Source organism: Streptomyces sp. TAA040, from assembly GCF_000424845.1.
Genome location: NZ_AUKR01000001.1, coordinates 40,498 through 56,443, shown reverse-complemented (window position 1 = coordinate 56,443; position 15,946 = coordinate 40,498). Strand labels below are relative to the sequence as shown.

Here is a 15,946-nt window from a genome sequence, read left to right as displayed (position 1 = left end):
CGCCGTGTTGTTCCCCCGTGCGACGAACAGGTTGCCGCCGGGTCAAGAACACCCGGACACCCGACGGGCGCACGAGGCCCCCGGGGTCCGGGCGCGCGGGGGCACCCCGCGAGTGGGCGAGCGGGGTGCGGAAGCCTCGCGCGCTCCCCGGGCCGGACCGGCTACAGGCGTACGGACGCCGCGATGGGCAGGTGGTCGCTGCCGGTGGCGGGGAGCGACCACGAGGAGACCGGCTCGACGCCCTTGACCATGATCTGGTCGATCCTCGCCATCGGGAACGACGCGGGCCAGCTGAAGCCGAACCCGGCGCCCGCCGCGCCCTGGGTCGAGCGCATCTGGGCCGTCACGGGGGCCAGCGCGCGATCGTTCATCGTGCCGTTGAGGTCGCCCAGGAGCACCACCCGCTCGACGGGCTCCGCCCTGATGGCCTCGCCGAGCTGCTCGGCGGCGGCGTCGCGCTGGTTGGCGGTGAAGCCGGCCTTGAACTCGACCCGTACCGAGGGCAGGTGCGCCACGTAGACGGCCACTCTGCCCTGCGGCGTGACGAGCGTGGTGCGCAGCGCCCGAGTCCAGCCGATCTTGATGTCGACCGGCCGGGTCCCCTCCAGCGGCAGCTTGCTCCACACCCCGACGGTGCCCTCGACCACGTGGTGCGGGTAGGCGTCCGCCAGGGCGTCCCGGTAGGTGTCGGCCCCGCCGTTCGGCAGCTCCTCCAGGGCGAGGACGTCCGCTTCCGAGGAGGCCAGCTCCTCCGCGGTGGCTCGCGGATCGGCGTTCTGCGCGTCGACGTTGTGGGTGGCGACGACCAGGTCGGCACCGTCCCCCTTCTTGTCGGTGACCAGACCGCCGAAGAGGCCGGTCCAGATCAGCGCCGGCACCAGCAGGGCGATCAGCGCGGTCGCGGAGCGGCGCAGCAGCGCTGCCGCGAGCAGGAGCGGCAGCGCGAGACCGCACCAGGGGAGGAAGGTCTCCAGCAGGCTGCCGAGGTTGCCGATGGCGTTGGGGACCCGCGCGTGCAGGACCATCAGCCCGCCGAGCAGGACCGCGAGCACCGCCAGGACGATGCCGCGGCGCCAGATCCCCGGACTGCGCCACCCGGCCAGGGCCCGCCGGGCCCGGGACGGGGTACCGGGCCGTTCGGGTCGCCCCACGGTGTCTTCCTCCGCCTCCGCCGCGTACGCCCGTGCCATGCGCCGTTCCTCACTGCAATTACCGCCGGCCACCGGCCCGAAACGATAGGCGATGGCCCGCGGTCTCCGAAAACCTGTCCGCGGCCCCTGGCGGACCGCGCACTGTGCACGACGGTCACGGCGAGGTCACGGGTTCCATGGAACCCGCCACGGGCTCCGGATGTGACAGAACGCGCACATTCGCCCCCCTTGCGGCGCCGGCCGACGCCGGGTGCCCTTTCCCCCGGCACGGAGCGGTGTCACCATGGAAGCAGATCCGGGGACGCCGTCAGGGCGCCTCGAGACGACTCACAGGAGCCAGTGCAATGACGCATGCCCAGGCGGCTGCCGACAGCAGCAAGGCGCTGTACGGCGGCACCCAGAACCGGCGCATCACCGTACGCGATCTGTGCCTCGCGAAGGAGCGCGGTGAGCGGTGGCCCATGCTCACCGCCTACGACGCGATGACCGCCTCGGTCTTCGACGAGGCCGGCATCCCGGCCCTGCTGGTGGGCGACTCGATGGGCAACTGCCACCTCGGGTACGACACCACCGTCCCCGTCACGATGGACGAGATGACGATGCTGGCCGCGGCCGTGGTCCGCGGCACCCGGCGCGCCCTGGTCCTCGCGGACCTGCCGTTCGGCTCGTACCAGGAGGGCCCTGCACAGGCCCTGCGCAGCGCCACCCGGCTGGTGAAGGAGGCGGGCGTCGGCGCGGTGAAGCTGGAGGGCGGGGAGCGCTCGCTGCCGCAGACGGAGCTGCTCGTCTCGGCCGGCATCCCTGTGATGGCCCATCTGGGGCTGACCCCGCAGTCGGTCAACACCATGGGCTACCGGGTTCAGGGCCGGGACGGGGAGGCCGCGCACCGGCTGGTCCGGGACGCCAAGGCCGCCCAGGACGCGGGCGCGTTCGCGGTGGTACTGGAGCTGGTGCCCGCCGCCCTGGCCGCAGAGGTGAGCCGCTCGCTCCAGATCCCGACCGTCGGCATCGGCGCGGGACCGGAGTGCGACGCCCAGGTCCTGGTGTGGACGGACATGGCCGGCATGACGGGTGGCCGGATGCCCCGATTCGTCAAGCAGTACGCCGCACTCCGGGGGGCCCTCGGGGACGCGGCGAAGGAGTTCGCCGCCGAGGTCGGGGGCGGTTCCTTCCCCGCCCCCGAGCACACCTTCGACTGAGCCGGCCCGCGGCGCCCCCGCCCCCGTTCCGGGCCGCCCGGAGTGGAGGCGGGGCCCGCGGGTACGGTCGGTGCCCATGGACAGCGCCCCGGCCCAGCAGCGGATCAGTCCGGTCTTCCTCGGCATCGCCGCCGTGGCGGTGCTCGGCGGCTGGGCGGTCTGGCAGGACCTGCCCCCGCTGACCGGGCTGTGGGTGTTCCTCTTCGTGGTCGCCTGCTGGGTCGTCTCGCTGTGCCTGCACGAGTACGCCCACGCCCGAACCGCCCTGCACAGCGGGGACCTCTCGGTGGGCGCCAAGGGGTACCTGACCCTGAACCCGCTCAGGTACACCCACGCTCTGCTGAGTATCGTGCTGCCGGTGCTCTTCGTGGTCCTGGGCGGGATCGGCCTGCCGGGCGGCGCGGTCTTCATCGAACGGCACCGCATCCGGGGCCGGTTGCGGCACAGCCTGATCTCCGCGGCCGGGCCGGGGACGAACGCCGTCCTGGCGCTGCTGCTCAGCGCGCCGTTCTGGCTCGACGCGCTGGACGGGGTGCCGGCCGCCTTCCGCTTCGCGCTGGCCTTCCTGGCGATGCTCCAGGTCACCGCGGCGCTCCTGAACGCGCTTCCGGTGCCCGGCCTGGACGGTTACGGCGTGCTGGAGCCCTGGCTGTCGCCGGGGGTCCGCCGCCAGGTGGAGCCGTTCGCCCCGTACGGGCTGATCGCCGTCTTCGCCTGCCTGTGGGTTCCCGAGCTGAACGCCTTGTTCTGGGACGGCGTCCACGCCCTGATGGGCGGCCTGGGCGTCCCGGAGGGGGACGTCTACGACGGACTGGAGTTGTTCCGGTTCTGGCAGGGCGAACCGGCGGCCGCTCCGCGCTGACGGCCGTCCTCCCCGCGAGCGCCGGCGGCGGTCATTCCGCGCCGGCGGCGGTGGACCGCTCGGCGGCGGCCCGCTCGACCCGGTATCGGCGCCAGTGGAACCAGGCGATGTTGGACGCGACCCCGATCATCAGAATCCAGACCACGCCCAGCCAACTGCCCCGGGCGAAGGAGACCACCGCCGCGGCCAGGGCGAGCACACAGACGAGCAGGGCGTACAGGGCGATGCGGGGCATGGGAACGGGCTCCAGTTCGGGGGGACGTGCACCGCCCATTCTCCACCCCCGCCCCCGTCCGTCCACCCGCGCCCGGCCCGCGCCCCCGACGTCGGGGGCGCGGGCCTGGGGCGCGGTTTCACACGTCCGTGAGGCGGACGCCGGCGTGCGCCTTGTACCGGCGGTTGACCGAGACGAGGTTCGCGACCAGCGACTCGACCTGGTGGGCGTTGCGCAGCCGGCCCGAGAAGATCCCGCGCATACCGGGGATGCGGCCGGCCAGTGCCTGGACGATCTCGCAGTCGGCCCGCTCCTCGCCCAGCACCATCACGTCCGTGTCGATGGACTCGACGGCCGGGTCCTGGAGCAGTACCGCGGACAGGTGGTGGAAGGCGGCGGTGACCCGGGAGCCGGGCAGCAGTGCGGCGGCCTGCTCAGCGGCGCTGCCCTCCTCGGGCTTGAGGGCGTAGCCGCCCTTCTTGTCGAAGCCCAGCGGGTTGACGCAGTCGACGACCAGCTTCCCGTCGAGTTCGGTGCGCAGCCCCTCCAGGGTCGCCGCGTGCCCGTCCCAGGGCACCGCCACGATCACCACGTCACTGCGCCGGGCGCACTCGGCGTTGCCGGCGCCCTCGACGCCGTTGCCCAGTTCGGCCGCCGCCGCGGCCGCGCGTTCGGCGGAACGGGAACCGACGACCACCCGCTGCCCGGCTCGGGCGAACCGGTAGGCGAGGCCGCGCCCCTGGTCGCCGGTGCCGCCGAGTACACCGACGGTGAGCCCGGACACGTCCGGCAGGTCCCAGGGGTCCTTCTTGGGTGCAGGAGAAGTCATGGGGACGATCCTGCCAGGGTCGCGCGGACGGGTGGCCCTCCCCCACCCGTGGCGCGCCTCACCCCGCCCGGCGCACCCGCCCGGTACATCCTGCCCCGCGCGTCGGCGCACCACCCGCGCACCGGGACGGGGTTACCGGCCGGTTCTGCCGCCGAGGGCGGGACGCGTGGAGCAGGATGCCGTGCATGGACGCCGTCAAGGTCGCGCTGCTGCGCGACGTGCTCGCCGGAACGGAGTGGCTCCAGGAGGCCCGGCGGTTCGCCGGCGCGGTGCGGTCCTCGGTGGCGCCGCACGGCGGCGGGCTGCTGCTCGTCGGCAGCGAGAGCTACGAACCGTGGCACCTGGCCGCCCATCTGGACGACGAGGCGGCCTGGTCCGGTCTTCCCGGGCTGTCCCCCACCCTGGTCAGGCACCGGGTGCCCGCGACAGCGCCTCCCCACCTGTCGGTGGGCCTGCCCCGGCTGGAGTCGGCGCGCCGCGGGTCGACGCTGCTGGTGGTTGCCCCGGACGACCCGGGCGCGGGCCTGCTGGAACGGGTGCACGGCGCCCGGCGTGCGGGTGCGCAGGTCTTCGCACTGGACGCCGACCTCCCGGGGACGGCCGAACTGCGCGGCCTGGCCCACGACGTGCTCAGCGCCGACGACAGGGCGCCGGACCTCGAACTCGCCCAGCACCTCGTCAGCGCCGCGGCCGGGGAGAGCGGGGTGCCGCTGCCCCGGCGCGGCCGGCGGGTCCGGGACCGGCTGTCCCGCCTGGGGGACCGGCTCACCGCCCCGCCCCCCGACCGCTGGTGACCGCACCCGCCGACGCTGAAGGGCGGCGGCGGGCCGGTGCCGGGGCGCGCCCTCTCACTCGCGGGTGCCGGTCCCGTCGGGGCGGTCGTCCTCGTCGTGCCAGCGGGGGTCGTCGCGCCACTCCGCGTTGCGGGCGTGCGCCGTCTCCATCGCGGCGGCAGCCTCCTCGCGGCTGGAGTAGGGGCCGAAGCGGTCCCGTGCCGGGCACTCCGGCCCTTCCTCCACCGTTCCGTGCTTGAGGCAGTAGAACCACTCGCCCGGGTCGCCGACCGGCTTGCGCTTGAACAGAGCCATCCGCCCATCGTCCCGCACGGACCGAACGGATGCCAGCGCCGGAGGCATCACCGCTAGACTCGCCCGCATGTCTGGCCAGTCTCTTCTCGTTCCCGGCACCCTCTCCCCGAGGCGTCCCGTGCCCACCGCGATCCCGCGCCCCGAGTACGTCGACAAGGAGGGGCCCACGCCGTACACCGGCCCCGAGGTGCAGGACGCGGAGACCGTGGAGAAGATGCGGCTCGCCGGCCGGGTCGCCGCACGGGCGATGGCCGAGGCCGCCGCGCTGATCGCGCCCGGTGTCACCACCGACAAGCTCGACGAGGTGGCGCACGCGTACATGTGCGACCACGGCGCCTATCCCTCCACCCTCGGGTACCGGAAGTTCCCCAAGTCGCTGTGCACCTCGGTCAACGAGGTGATCTGCCACGGCATCCCGGACTCCACCGTGCTGCGCGACGGCGACATCGTGAACCTGGACGTGACCGCCTTCCTGGACGGCGTACACGGCGACAACAACGCCACCTACCTGTGCGGCGAGGTGGACGAGGAGTCCCGGCAACTCGTCGACCGGACCAGGGAGTCGCTGAACCGGGCGATCAAGGCGGTGCGGCCCGGACGGCAGATCAACATCATCGGCCGGGTCATCGAGTCCTACGCCAGGCGGTTCGGCTACGGCGTCGTCCGCGACTTCACCGGCCACGGGATCAACACCTCGTTCCACTCCGGTCTGATCGTCCCGCACTACGACGACCCGCGGGCCACCACGGTGATGCAGCCCGGCATGACGTTCACGATCGAGCCGATGCTGACCCTGGGCACCCACGAGTGGGACATGTGGGAGGACGGTTGGACGGTGGTGACCAAGGACCGCAGGCGCACCGCCCAGTTCGAGCACACCCTGGTGGTGACCGAGTCCGGGGCGGAGATCCTCACCCTCCCGTGAGCGCGGGGCGGCGGGGCGGCGGACGGAGGGCTCGCGGAGGTTTTCCCGACAGACCGTCGGGACAGGACCAGGGTACCGACAGCGCGTCGGCAAGGGGTTGACTTAGGCAAGCCTAAGCAGGAGGATCACCGTCAGGTCAGCGCGCTGTGGCTGCCCGACGCTCCCGCCTTCCCGCTCTCCTGGCTCCCGGAGGCCCGCCTTGGCCGCACCCGCCGAACCGGCACCCTTCTCCGCCCTCATCCGCACCGCCTCGCACCAGCAGCACGCGAGCGCCCGCGGTTCCACCTTCATGGGAGACCTCCTCGGCGCACGCCTGGGCATGGCCGCCTACGTCCGGTACACCGGGCAACTGTGGTTCGTCTACCGGGCCCTGGAGGAGGCGGCAGCGGGGCTGGCGGCGGACCCGGTGGCCGGTCCCTTCATACGCCCCGAACTCTTCCGCGTCGCCTCGCTGGAGCACGACCTGGACCACCTGCACGAGGGGCGGGAGTGGGCCGCCGCGCTCGAACCGCTGCCGGCCACCGCGGCCTACGCCGCGCGGATCGGCGAGGTCGCCCGCGACTGGCCGGGCGGGTACGTCGCCCACCACTACACCCGCTACCTCGGCGACCTGTCCGGCGGGCAGATCGTCCGGGACACCGCCGAGAAGGCCTGGGGCTTCCCTCACAAGGGCGACGGCGTGCGCTTCTACGTCTTCGAGGGCGTTCCCAACCCGGCGGCCTTCAAGCGGGAGTACCGCGAGCTGCTGGACTCCCTCCCGGCGGACGAGTTGGAGCAGCAGCGGATCGTCGAGGAGTGCCGGCGCGCCTTCGCTCTGAACAGCGCGGTCTTCGAGGACCTGGAGGGCAGCTTCCCGCTCACCGCCTGAGCCGCCTCGGCCGCCTCGGTCCTCTGAGCCGCCCGGTGCACGCGAGCCCCGCGTGCGGCTGGACCGGGGCACTCGGACGGCCGCGGCTCAGCCGCCGCGGGCCTCGATCAGGCCGTTCTGCTGGTCGAGGAAGCGCACCCGGTCGCCGTCCGCGTCCACAGGGGGCACCCGCACCGCCTGCTGGGCCAGGAAGACCTGGGTCAGGGTCCGTTCCGCCTCGCCCTTGAGCAGCGGCCGGACAAGTGGCCGCACCACCGGCCGGTACCCCTCGGCCACGGTCTGCTTGGTGTGGTGGTGGGAGGCGAAGAACACCAGCGCCGAGCCGTCCCGCGCATACAGCCCCATCGGCGGGTACCGCTCCGGGTCCGCGGGCATGTCCGCCCACTCGTTGCGGGCTGCGGGCCGGTTGGCGGACTCCGCCCGCGTCTCCCGGCGCTCGGTCGTACGGACTCCCTCGGCGAAGTCGTCGCCCTCGCCGTCCTGGAGGTAGCGGGTGTACGACTCGCTCAGCTCCTCGGGGGGCAGCAGCAGATCCTCCCCGCCCACCACCGGCTGCACCCGCCCCTCCTCGTCGGTGGCGAACTCCGGTATCTCCTCCTCGGGCAGCACGCCGAGGTAGGCCGCCCTCCACTTCTCCTCGACGCCGTCGCGGGCGAAGGCGAGCATCAGGCGCCCCTCGTCGGTGTCGCTGCTCTCGGCGTCCACCAGGAAGAACTTCGGCCAACCGGCCTGCGCGGGGATGTGGAAGCGGGTGTCGGACAGCACCAGGGGACGGTGGTCGGGGTCCCCCTCCGGGCTGACCGCCCGGTGCGCCTCCAGCCGGGCGGCGTCGACGGCGCCCAGCGCACCTCTCTCGACACCGCGGCTCAGCTCCGCGTCGTGGTCCCGGTCCGCCCGGTTGCCGACCTCGACGAACTCCTTCAGCGTGCGCGCCGCCTCGGCCTCCGAGACGGCGGTTACGACGGCCTTCTCCCCGTGCACCGTCACGCAGCCGCTCAGCGCGACGACCAGCACCGCGGCACCCGCCGCCGCCAGTACCCGCGTCCTCATGCCCGCGCCCTCCCCGAGCCCCCGTGAACCACTGCCGCAGGGACGCACCTTACCCGCACGGGTCCGGCCGGCGGACGGGGACCACCAACCGCTCGCCCGTCCGGGGATGCGGTACGACTTCGACGCGCTGGCGGTAGACCTCCGACAGCAGAGCGGCGTCGAACACCGTCGCCGCGTCGCCGTGGGCGGCGGCCGGTCCCAGGTCGGGCAGGACCACGACCACGACGTCACCGGCCGCCGCGCGCTCCCGGCAGAGCCGCAGCACGAGTTCCTGGTGTCGCAGGTCGAGCGCCGCGGTCGACTCGTCGAGGAGGAGCAGCGGCGCGCGCTGGGCCAGGACCCGGGCGAGTGCCGCCCGGGCCCGCTCCCCGCCGGAGAGCGCCGCGAAGGGGCGCTCCGCGAACCGGGAGAACTCGGTGGCGGCCATCGCGGCCTCGACGACCTCCTCGTCCCCGCGCTGCGCCGGCGTGCCGGACCAGCGCGCGCGTCCCAGCCGCACCACCTCCCGCACCGGAAGCGGGAGGGCCAGGGAGATCGCCCACCGGCAGCCCGACGGGCGGTGTCTCCCCGGCCGGCACGGCCGGCGGCGGCTCCCGGGTCCTGGCGTCCAACGGCGCCGGGCTTCCGCCGGCGACTGTGCTGGGCGGGGCTGGCCACACTCCGGGAGGCGGCTGCGTACACGGCGCGCCGCCGTTACCGCGGAGCGCTGACGGTCCGGCGCTCCTCACCCCCCGGGGACGTCCGCCGCGCCGCCGGTCAGCGCACCGGCCAGGCGGCGGGCTCCTCGTGCTCGGCATCGCCCGCATGGACGGCGCAGGCGTCGGTGAGCGCCTCCAGCATGGTCAACGGGTCCGGCAGCGGCCGTTCGGGGGCCCGGACCCATCGGACGTCGGACAGCCCCTCACCCAGCACCCGGGAAGGCGGCACCAGGACGTAGCTGCCGCGGCAGTGCCAGCGCAGCCCGGGGTGCTCGTCCATCGTCTCGGGGTGGCAGTCGAGGTCGCAGGGCCACCACTCGTCCTCGTCCTCCGGAGTCCCCCGGGTGGCGGCGAAGAAGAGCATGCGGTCCTCGCCGTACACGGCGACCGGGCCGACCTCGATCCCCTCTTCCTCCAGCCGTTCCAGCGCCGCGCGGCCCGCGTCGTAGGGGACGTCGAGCACGTCGTGGTTGAGCCCGGTGGCGGTGACGAAGTTGGCGTCGGGACGGTTGCGGGCCCAGCGCTCGACCTGCTCCGGGTCGATGCTCGCCTGGGTCTGCCAGGCGAACGAGACGGGGTGCCTGGCAGGTGTGGGGCAACCGATGCGCTCGCAGGAGCAGCTGTAGCCGTCCGGGTGCGCGGCCGGGGCCAGGGGGAAGCCCGCGGCCGCCGACGAGAGGAGCAGATCTTCCCGGATGCGGGCGGTCTTGGCCGCTTCGCCGTCGGCGCTCCGGACACGGCGGCGCAGCCAGTGGGAGAGTCTGCCTTCGCGTTCCATCTACCGCCTCATTCCGGGCCGGAGCCGTGGGCTGCCGTCCACCGACGAACGCCCGGCGCCGTAGCCGGCCGGAGTTCACGGAGCACGGATGACTGCCCCCATAGTGCTCCTCCTCCGCCCGGAATGGGTAACCGGGGGCCGCGCGAACGCAGCATGGTGATAGCACCGGCGTCGCACACCTGTGCTTCCGGCGAACAGCGGTCGCTCCCCGTACGACGGTATCGCCGGACATGTACCGACACCTCGCCGGAGCCGTGGTAGAACGCCTCGCACCGGTCGGCCGCCTCGCGCCCCGCGGCGGACCGGGCCGCGCTCGGCCGCCGTCCGGGGCGGGCGGCTCAGACCCGCGGCCGCAGCCCGGCGAGCACCAGGTCGACCAGGGTGTCGGTGAAACGGTGGCTCAGTTCACCCGAGCCCATCAGCCACCGCTGGAAGAACGGCGAGAGGAGCATGTCGACGGCGACCCGCAGGTCGGTCCCGACCTCGATGTCCCCGGCCTCCCGAGCAGATTCGAGTCGCCGGATGTAGATCGCCAGCCCGGGTTCGGTGAGCCGCTCCACGAACTGGCGGGAGAGCTCCGGGTCGGCGGCGCCGGCGGCTGCCAGTGCACGGTAGGGGGCCTCGAAGGCCGGATCGCTGAACTCGTCGACCGTGGCACGGAGGACGCTCTTGAGGTCGGCGGACAGGTCCCCGGTGTCCGGGACGCCGTCCCGGTACTCCTCCTCGGTGGTCGCGGTGAAAGCGTCCAGCAGCACCGCCGCCTTGGAGGGCCACCAGCGGTAGATCGTCTGCTTGCCGACCCCGGCCCGGGCCGCGATCGCCTCGATCGTCAGCTTCGGATAGCCGACCTCGCCGACCAGTTCGATGCTCGCGCCGAAGATGGCCCGGCGGGAGCGCTCACTTCGCCGGGACGCGTCCGGGGTGCGTGAAGGGGTCATGACCTCAACCTACCGATTCAGAGGCGATACGTATCGTCTCGACAAGACGATACGTATCGCCTCACACTGGTCATATCCCCGCACGGCACCGATCCGGCAGCGGTGCGGACCGGCGCACACCCGGGGCGATCCGGCAGGCGATCCGAGGAGGCGGCACATGGGCAAGGGCAAGAGCGGTGACATGCTGGGGGCCGGAGGCACCCGCTCCTCCCTCCCGCGCACGGCGATGCACGGGACACCGGACCGGGCCGGACGGCGGAGCAGGCACGGCGAGCCCGCCGGAAAGGGCTTCGACCCGATGGCGGAGAAACGCGAACTCCTGCGCAGGATGCGGGAGAAGAACGGCTGACCGGTGTTCCGGCCCCCGTCCGGGGCGACAGCGGGCATCCCGCCCCGGCGGCAGCACCGGCCGGGCCCCGGGCCGGTCGGCAGCCCGGCGCCTCCTACTCCCCCGGCGCGGAAGGCGGGTGCTGCGGCGACGCCTCCCGCGCCGGCGCATCCGCCTCGGCGGACGGCCAGGGGTCACCCCAGCCGGTGTTCCTGGCGGCACGGTACCGGGGACCGCGCCGCTTGCTGACGCTCTCCCGCGCCAACGTGCCGTCCGGTCGGCACAGCTCCAGCAGCACCTGGCCCTTGCGGATCTGCGGGCGCCGGACCACCCGGGCGTCCGCCGCCACGGCCTCCGCCGCGACGTCCGCCCGGGTCGCGTCCGCGGGCGGGCGCACCGCGGCGACGTAGCTGTACTTCTCGTCCTCGTAGGACAGCGTTCCGCCCTTGACCTGGCGGTGCAGCGAGGAGCGGCTCACCCGCGCCGCGAAGTGGCACCAGTCCGCACCGGGGACCATCGGGCAGGTGTCGTTGTGCGGGCACGGGGCCACGACGGTCAGTCCGGCCGCGATCAGCTGGTCGCGGGCCTCCCGGATCCGGAGGTAGCCGTCCGGGGTGCCCGGCTCGACCAGCACCACCGCCGTCCCCGCGCCGGCCGCGGCGGCGACCGCCGCCCGCCGGTCCTGCGCGGTCAGTTCGCCCAGCACGTACGAGACGGTGACGAGGTCGGCGTCCGGCAGGTCGAGGCGCGCGTCGATCCGGGTACGCCGCCAGGCGACCCCGGACGGTCCGGCGTCCGCCCGGCCGACCAGTTCCGCGCCCAGCTCCAGGGCGGGCTCCGCCCAGTCCAGCACCGTGCTGTCCGCGGCCCGGGCCCACACGTCGGCCACCGCCCAGGTCGCCGCGCCCGTGCCGCCGCCGAGGTCGAGGTGTACCACCGGTGTCCAGTCCGGCCTACGGCCGGCGAGGGCCGACAGGGACGCGCGCACCGCCTCGAAGGTGGCCGGCATCCGGTACGCCGCGTAGGCCACCGCATCGGCCCGGTCCCGCAGCACCGGCGTACTGGTCCGGGTCGTCCCGCGGTAGCCGGCGATCAGCCGGTCCACCGCGGCGGTGGCCTGCCGCGGAGGCAGGCCGTCGAGTAGGGCGGCGAGAGCGGCCCGCAGTTCAGCGTCGATCACCGGCACAGTCTAGGGAGCCGCCGGTGGCTCCCCGCCCGGGCGTGCGGCAGCCCGCGGCCGCACGCACCCGGCCCGGCCCGGCCCGGCCCCGGATCGGGTAATACCCCCAGGCACGGCGCACCCCGGGGGCGCACGTCACGGGGGACGCGCCCACCCGTTCGGGCCCGCACGCCGGTCAGCTCGGACCCTCTGCGTCATATGACGCAGCACAGGCTCCCCCGAAGCGGTACTCAGGAAGCACACCGGCGCGGCGGGCGCACTTCGTGCCCCCCGGCGGACGAACGGCTCGAAGAGAGGCACCATGGGACCCACACCACGCTACTTCCTGATCGCCATCCTGGACATCGTCGGATCCGGCCACCGCAGCGACCCGGACCAGGCCTGGCTGCGCCAGCGCATGTACCAGCTCACGCGGCGCGCACTGACTGCCGCGGGCATCGACTCGTCCCACGTGGAGGACCGCGGGGACGGGATACTCCTGCTCCTCCCCGCAGGTGTGCCCAAACCGATCCTGCTGGGCACCTTCGTGGACGCCCTGGAGGGGGAGCTCCGCGAGCACGCCCGGCAGCACCGCGAGGGCGCCCGCGCCCTCCGGCTGCGCGCCGCTCTGCACGCCGGGGAGGTGGCGTGGGACGGCAGGGGCTGGGTCGGAGCAGACCTCAACGCCGCCTTCCGGATGGTGGACCTGCCGGACCTGCGCCGGACCCTGGACGCGGCTCCGAAGGGGGTGCTCGCCGTCGGTGTGTCCGACGCGCTGTACCAGGCGGTCGTCCGGCACGACTACCCCGGCATCGACCCCGTCGCGTACCGCTCGGTGAGGTTCTCCGCCAAGGAGATGACGGACCACAGGCTGTGGATACGGGTCCCCGGCTACGTGGAGCCCCCCGGGCTCGACGCGACCGGCCCCGGAACCGGCCGCCCGGCCGACGCGCGAGCGGAGGACGCGCGACCGACCGCGGGAGCGGGCAGCCCGCCGCACGGGGCGGCGGCACCCGCACCACCGGCGCAGGGCGGCATCGGCACGGTGCACGGCGGCTTCCACCACGGCGCGATCGGCATCGCGCACCGCGAGGTGCGGCAGACCTGGAACTCCGGCGGCCCCGGCTCCGGCGAGCTCGACCTCAAGCGGGAACTCGTCCGCCTGCGGGAGGAACTGACGGAGGCACACCGACGACAGCAGATCGACGAGGAGACCTACCGGGAGGCGGGCGACGAGCTGGACGCCGCCGAGCAGAACAGTCCCCCGGAGGACGAGGCGGGCCGCGGCCGACTGCTGCGGGCGCTGCGGAAGTTCCGTGCCCTGGTGGAGGACGTCGGCGGGCTGACCACCGCGGTGACCGCGCTCGTCGGCGCGCTCGCGGGGAGGGGCTGACCATGGCCGAGGGCATCGACACGCTGTACGGCGGGATCAGCCACGGGGGCATCGGCGTCGTCCACGGCAACGTCACCCAGTACACGGCGGCGGCCGACGCGCGACCCGAGGAGCTGGTGCGGACGGCCTGGCGCTGTCTGCGGGCCGGGATGCGGGAACGGGCGGGCGAATTGCTCGACCGGGCGACCGAGCGAGGGCACGACTCGGACGAGACCCGCTACCTGCGGCTGCTCACCGTGCTCAACAGGCGGGCGCCCGAGGAGCTGACCGACGAGGAGTGGCCCCGGTTGCGGGAGCTGCTCGACGGTCCGGCGTCGCTCGTTCCGGCGCCGGACCCGGAGGGCTACCGGGCCTCGATGCGGGTGGCCGGGGGTCTGCTGGCGGCCGCGGTGGCCGCCTCGGACCAGACGGCGCACCCGAACGGCACCGCACCGGCCGACGGCGCCGGCGCGCGCGGCCCCGGCGTGGACGTCGAGGCGCTGATGGCCGGCGCCCCGCCGGAGCGCCGGGCGGAGTTGGAGGACCACCTGCGCCATGTGCTGGGACGTGTGGAGGACGACGGACGGCGCGTGGCGGAGGAGGCCGAGGTCAGGGAGAGCCGGCTCGGCGACGGGCGGCTCGAACGGGTACCGCTGTTCTTCACCGCCGACCCGCTGCCGCCCCGGCCGCCGGAGCAGAACCACGGCCCGGCGTGGCTGCCGAGTGTGCGCGCCGGGTGGGGCCTGGCCGCGCTGGCACTGATCGCGGCGATGGTCCTCGCGCTCACCCGGGCCGCCGCCACGGGGGACGACGAAGGCAGCGGGTCGGGCACCGGCACCGAGACCGGATTCGGCCAGGTCCAGGGCACCGGCGGCTTTGAGGGCAGCACCGCCGCCACGGGCTCGGACCTCGGAGCGCTGATCGTCTGGGGCCTGCTCTTCGGTGTCTGCGGGGCGGCCGCCATGGCCTTCGCCGCCAAGCCGACGATGAAGCGCCGGGCCCGGGCGGCCCGGATGCGCCTCTGGCAGGGCGGCCGGCGCGTCGAGACCGAGACGGCCGGGGCCGGGGCTGCCGGAACCGGGGCCGGGACCGCCCGCTGGGAGCAGCTCCGCCGACGTCTCGCCGGCTCCGGCCCGGCCCGGGTGGGGCTCCTGGGCAAGCTGGCCGCCCAGGAGCGCCGACGCGAGCGCTTCCGGCAGAAGGTCGCCGACCTGGTGGACGCTCGCTGCGCCGAGCAGGCACCGGACTCCCTGGAGAAGGCCACGGCCTGGTCCGCGGACTCGCGCGAGTGGCGCGAGGAACTGGTCGCCGAACTCACCCACCACTACTGGCGGGCGGGCGAACCGGCCGGGCTGGACTGGCTGATCCAGCGACGGGCGCGTGATCTGGCCGCGCACTGGCGCGCTCATGGGCCGGACAAGGTGGCGAAGTGGTCGCGTCCGGTCATGGTGGCCGGAACGGTGCTGATGTTCCTGCACTGCGTGTTCGTGCTGAGCCCGCTGCTGGAGTCCGACAGCGGGGGCTTCCTACTGCTGGTGCTGCCCCTCTGGGGGTTCGCGTTCTTCGCGGGACACGAGGCGGTGCGGTACGAGGTGAGCGACGAGTGGGTACGGGCACGGACCCACGAGTACGAGGCCGACCGGGAGGTGCAGGCCGACTGGGCGGAGTACCTCCGGGAACACCGGCCCGCCGACGTACGGATGGCGGCGTGGCTGGACCTCGACCAGCGTCATCTGCTCCAGGAGATGCTGCACGAGCACGAGATGGAGCACCGCGACATCGTCTTCAGCTTCTTCGTGCTCCAGGCCGCCCCCGACTGCGTCCGAGCCCGGGTGCCGGGCGGGCCGGCACGCTACTCGGGCTACGTGGTCAAGCTGTTCGTCCTGACCGCGGGCGGGGTGTGGACGAGCACCTGGCTGATGGACTTCGTCACCGGCGAGCACCACGGGCGCAACGACGTGGTGTTCCGCTACGACTCCATCAGCTCCGCCATGCTGGAAACGGTGGGAGCGCATCCGGGCCCCCGCGGGAGCCGAGGGTCCGCTGAAGGGTGGGGCCCCGCGGCCGGGCCGCCCGGCGAGTTCGGTTCCCCGGTGGAACCGCACGCCACCGACGCGCCGCTGTCGCGGGAGACCCTGCGACTCGTCCTGGACAACCAGCAGTTCCTCGACATCGCGCTGGAGGACTACGCGCTGATGGAGGGCAGCCCCGAGTCGCCCGGTCGGTTGCGCGAGCTGGCACGGGAGACCTCCGGGGTCTCGGCGGGCTTCCGCGTCCTGGCCGCGCTCGCCACCGAGGGCAAGCAGTGGTTCGACCAACGGCGCCGGCACAGCCGTGCGGCGTTCCGCGCCGAGGCCCGGGAGCGCGACGGGCACCGCGTATGAGCCGCGGGCCGGCGTCGCACGTCCGGCCCGCAGAAGCCGCGCGCCACCGGCACCGGGGAGGGTGGTGGCGCGCGGCGAGGTGGCGCGAGTGGCGCCGTACGCC

16 protein-coding genes and 1 pseudogene are annotated in these 15,946 nt (G+C 74.1%); 8 read left to right on the top strand and 9 right to left on the bottom strand.

The genetic code is table 11. The features are described from left to right. Window positions 1-161: 161 nt before the first annotated feature. Window positions 162-1,190 (bottom strand): endonuclease/exonuclease/phosphatase family protein, encoded by a 1,029-nt coding sequence (locus H300_RS0100270; RefSeq protein WP_028425787.1) that lies wholly within the window; start codon window positions 1,188-1,190, stop codon window positions 162-164. Window positions 1,191-1,495: 305 nt separating this feature from the next. On the opposite strand from H300_RS0100270, the gene panB reads away from it, so the two are divergent. Together panB and H300_RS0100260 are read left to right on the top strand one after the other, a co-directional pair. Then, window positions 1,496-2,350 carry a 3-methyl-2-oxobutanoate hydroxymethyltransferase gene (gene panB / locus H300_RS0100265; protein WP_028425786.1) on the top strand — a complete coding sequence of 285 codons (855 nt, stop codon included), beginning with the start codon at window positions 1,496-1,498 and terminating at the stop codon, window positions 2,348-2,350. A gap of 76 nt (window positions 2,351-2,426) precedes the next feature. Further along, complete coding sequence (locus H300_RS0100260; protein WP_028425785.1) at window positions 2,427-3,212, top strand: site-2 protease family protein; 786 nt, start codon at window positions 2,427-2,429, stop codon at window positions 3,210-3,212. Window positions 3,213-3,243: 31 nt separating this feature from the next. Here H300_RS0100260 and H300_RS0100255 read toward each other — a convergent pair whose 3' ends face one another. Continuing rightward, window positions 3,244-3,447, bottom strand: a complete 204-nt coding sequence (locus H300_RS0100255) for a hypothetical protein (protein ID WP_028425784.1) — start codon at window positions 3,445-3,447, stop codon at window positions 3,244-3,246. 118 nt (window positions 3,448-3,565) lie between these two features. Beyond that, window positions 3,566-4,255, bottom strand: coding sequence for an NADPH-dependent F420 reductase (gene npdG, locus H300_RS0100250; protein WP_028425783.1), 690 nt, complete (start codon window positions 4,253-4,255; stop codon window positions 3,566-3,568). 185 nt (window positions 4,256-4,440) lie between these two features. Here npdG and H300_RS0100245 point away from each other — a divergent pair, with 185 nt between their 5' ends. Next, window positions 4,441-5,049, top strand: a complete 609-nt coding sequence (locus H300_RS0100245; RefSeq protein ID WP_028425782.1) for a hypothetical protein — start codon at window positions 4,441-4,443, stop codon at window positions 5,047-5,049. Between the two features lie 54 nt (window positions 5,050-5,103). On the opposite strand, the gene H300_RS0100240 is transcribed toward H300_RS0100245, so the two are convergent. Beyond that, complete coding sequence (locus tag H300_RS0100240) at window positions 5,104-5,343, bottom strand: hypothetical protein (RefSeq protein WP_028425781.1); 240 nt, start codon at window positions 5,341-5,343, stop codon at window positions 5,104-5,106. 67 nt (window positions 5,344-5,410) lie between these two features. Between H300_RS0100240 and map the strand changes: the two genes are divergently transcribed. Continuing rightward, complete coding sequence (gene map / locus H300_RS0100235) at window positions 5,411-6,268, top strand: type I methionyl aminopeptidase (RefSeq protein ID WP_028425780.1); 858 nt, start codon at window positions 5,411-5,413, stop codon at window positions 6,266-6,268. Window positions 6,269-6,467: 199 nt separating this feature from the next. Then, window positions 6,468-7,136: a biliverdin-producing heme oxygenase gene (locus H300_RS0100230; protein ID WP_028425779.1), complete on the top strand. Its 669-nt coding sequence runs from the start codon at window positions 6,468-6,470 to the stop codon at window positions 7,134-7,136. Window positions 7,137-7,223: 87 nt separating this feature from the next. On the opposite strand, the gene H300_RS0100225 is transcribed toward H300_RS0100230, so the two are convergent. The 4 genes and pseudogenes from H300_RS0100225 to H300_RS0100210 form a co-directional block, all read right to left on the bottom strand. Then, window positions 7,224-8,186: an SCO2278 family lipoprotein gene (locus H300_RS0100225; RefSeq protein WP_028425778.1), complete on the bottom strand. Its 963-nt coding sequence runs from the start codon at window positions 8,184-8,186 to the stop codon at window positions 7,224-7,226. Between the two features lie 49 nt (window positions 8,187-8,235). After that, window positions 8,236-8,718 (bottom strand): annotated as a pseudogene (locus tag H300_RS24255) (ATP-binding cassette domain-containing protein); the annotation flags it as partial. Between the two features lie 224 nt (window positions 8,719-8,942). Beyond that, window positions 8,943-9,662: a bifunctional DNA primase/polymerase gene (locus H300_RS0100215; protein WP_028425777.1), complete on the bottom strand. Its 720-nt coding sequence runs from the start codon at window positions 9,660-9,662 to the stop codon at window positions 8,943-8,945. Window positions 9,663-10,000: 338 nt separating this feature from the next. Beyond that, window positions 10,001-10,600, bottom strand: a complete 600-nt coding sequence (locus tag H300_RS0100210) for a TetR/AcrR family transcriptional regulator (RefSeq protein WP_028425776.1) — start codon at window positions 10,598-10,600, stop codon at window positions 10,001-10,003. Window positions 10,601-10,757: 157 nt separating this feature from the next. Here H300_RS0100210 and H300_RS0100205 point away from each other — a divergent pair, with 157 nt between their 5' ends. After that, window positions 10,758-10,949: a DUF6243 family protein gene (locus tag H300_RS0100205; protein ID WP_028425775.1), complete on the top strand. Its 192-nt coding sequence runs from the start codon at window positions 10,758-10,760 to the stop codon at window positions 10,947-10,949. A gap of 94 nt (window positions 10,950-11,043) precedes the next feature. Here the strand turns inward: H300_RS0100205 and H300_RS24250 are convergent, their stop codons facing one another. Then, window positions 11,044-12,105, bottom strand: a complete 1,062-nt coding sequence (locus H300_RS24250; RefSeq protein WP_078515642.1) for a small ribosomal subunit Rsm22 family protein — start codon at window positions 12,103-12,105, stop codon at window positions 11,044-11,046. Window positions 12,106-12,409: 304 nt separating this feature from the next. Here H300_RS24250 and H300_RS29040 point away from each other — a divergent pair, with 304 nt between their 5' ends. Together H300_RS29040 and H300_RS0100190 are read left to right on the top strand one after the other, a co-directional pair. Beyond that, window positions 12,410-13,480 (top strand): hypothetical protein, encoded by a 1,071-nt coding sequence (locus tag H300_RS29040; RefSeq protein ID WP_051269230.1) that lies wholly within the window; start codon window positions 12,410-12,412, stop codon window positions 13,478-13,480. Window positions 13,481-13,482: 2 nt separating this feature from the next. After that, a complete protein-coding gene (locus tag H300_RS0100190) occupies window positions 13,483-15,843 on the top strand; it encodes a hypothetical protein (RefSeq protein ID WP_028425774.1) in 2,361 nt (786 codons plus the stop codon). Window positions 15,844-15,946 lie beyond the last annotated feature (103 nt).

Excerpts from the sequence above, each read along its gene's own strand:
- H300_RS0100260 (WP_028425785.1), top strand. The coding sequence starts at position 2,427 with ATGGACAGCGCCCCGGCCCAGCAGCGGATCAGTCCGGTCTTCCTCGGC.
- H300_RS0100205 (WP_028425775.1), top strand. The coding sequence starts at position 10,758 with ATGGGCAAGGGCAAGAGCGGTGACATGCTGGGGGCCGGAGGCACCCGC.
- H300_RS0100190 (WP_028425774.1), top strand. The coding sequence starts at position 13,483 with ATGGCCGAGGGCATCGACACGCTGTACGGCGGGATCAGCCACGGGGGC.
- H300_RS0100245 (WP_028425782.1), top strand. The coding sequence starts at position 4,441 with ATGGACGCCGTCAAGGTCGCGCTGCTGCGCGACGTGCTCGCCGGAACG.
- panB (WP_028425786.1), top strand. The coding sequence starts at position 1,496 with ATGACGCATGCCCAGGCGGCTGCCGACAGCAGCAAGGCGCTGTACGGC.
- H300_RS0100270 (WP_028425787.1), bottom strand. The coding sequence starts at position 1,190 with ATGGCACGGGCGTACGCGGCGGAGGCGGAGGAAGACACCGTGGGGCGA.
- H300_RS29040 (WP_051269230.1), top strand. The coding sequence starts at position 12,410 with ATGGGACCCACACCACGCTACTTCCTGATCGCCATCCTGGACATCGTC.
- H300_RS0100215 (WP_028425777.1), bottom strand. The coding sequence starts at position 9,662 with ATGGAACGCGAAGGCAGACTCTCCCACTGGCTGCGCCGCCGTGTCCGG.
- H300_RS0100210 (WP_028425776.1), bottom strand. The coding sequence starts at position 10,600 with ATGACCCCTTCACGCACCCCGGACGCGTCCCGGCGAAGTGAGCGCTCC.
- H300_RS0100225 (WP_028425778.1), bottom strand. The coding sequence starts at position 8,186 with ATGAGGACGCGGGTACTGGCGGCGGCGGGTGCCGCGGTGCTGGTCGTC.
- npdG (WP_028425783.1), bottom strand. The coding sequence starts at position 4,255 with ATGACTTCTCCTGCACCCAAGAAGGACCCCTGGGACCTGCCGGACGTG.
- H300_RS0100240 (WP_028425781.1), bottom strand. The coding sequence starts at position 5,343 with ATGGCTCTGTTCAAGCGCAAGCCGGTCGGCGACCCGGGCGAGTGGTTC.
- map (WP_028425780.1), top strand. The coding sequence starts at position 5,411 with ATGTCTGGCCAGTCTCTTCTCGTTCCCGGCACCCTCTCCCCGAGGCGT.
- H300_RS0100255 (WP_028425784.1), bottom strand. The coding sequence starts at position 3,447 with ATGCCCCGCATCGCCCTGTACGCCCTGCTCGTCTGTGTGCTCGCCCTG.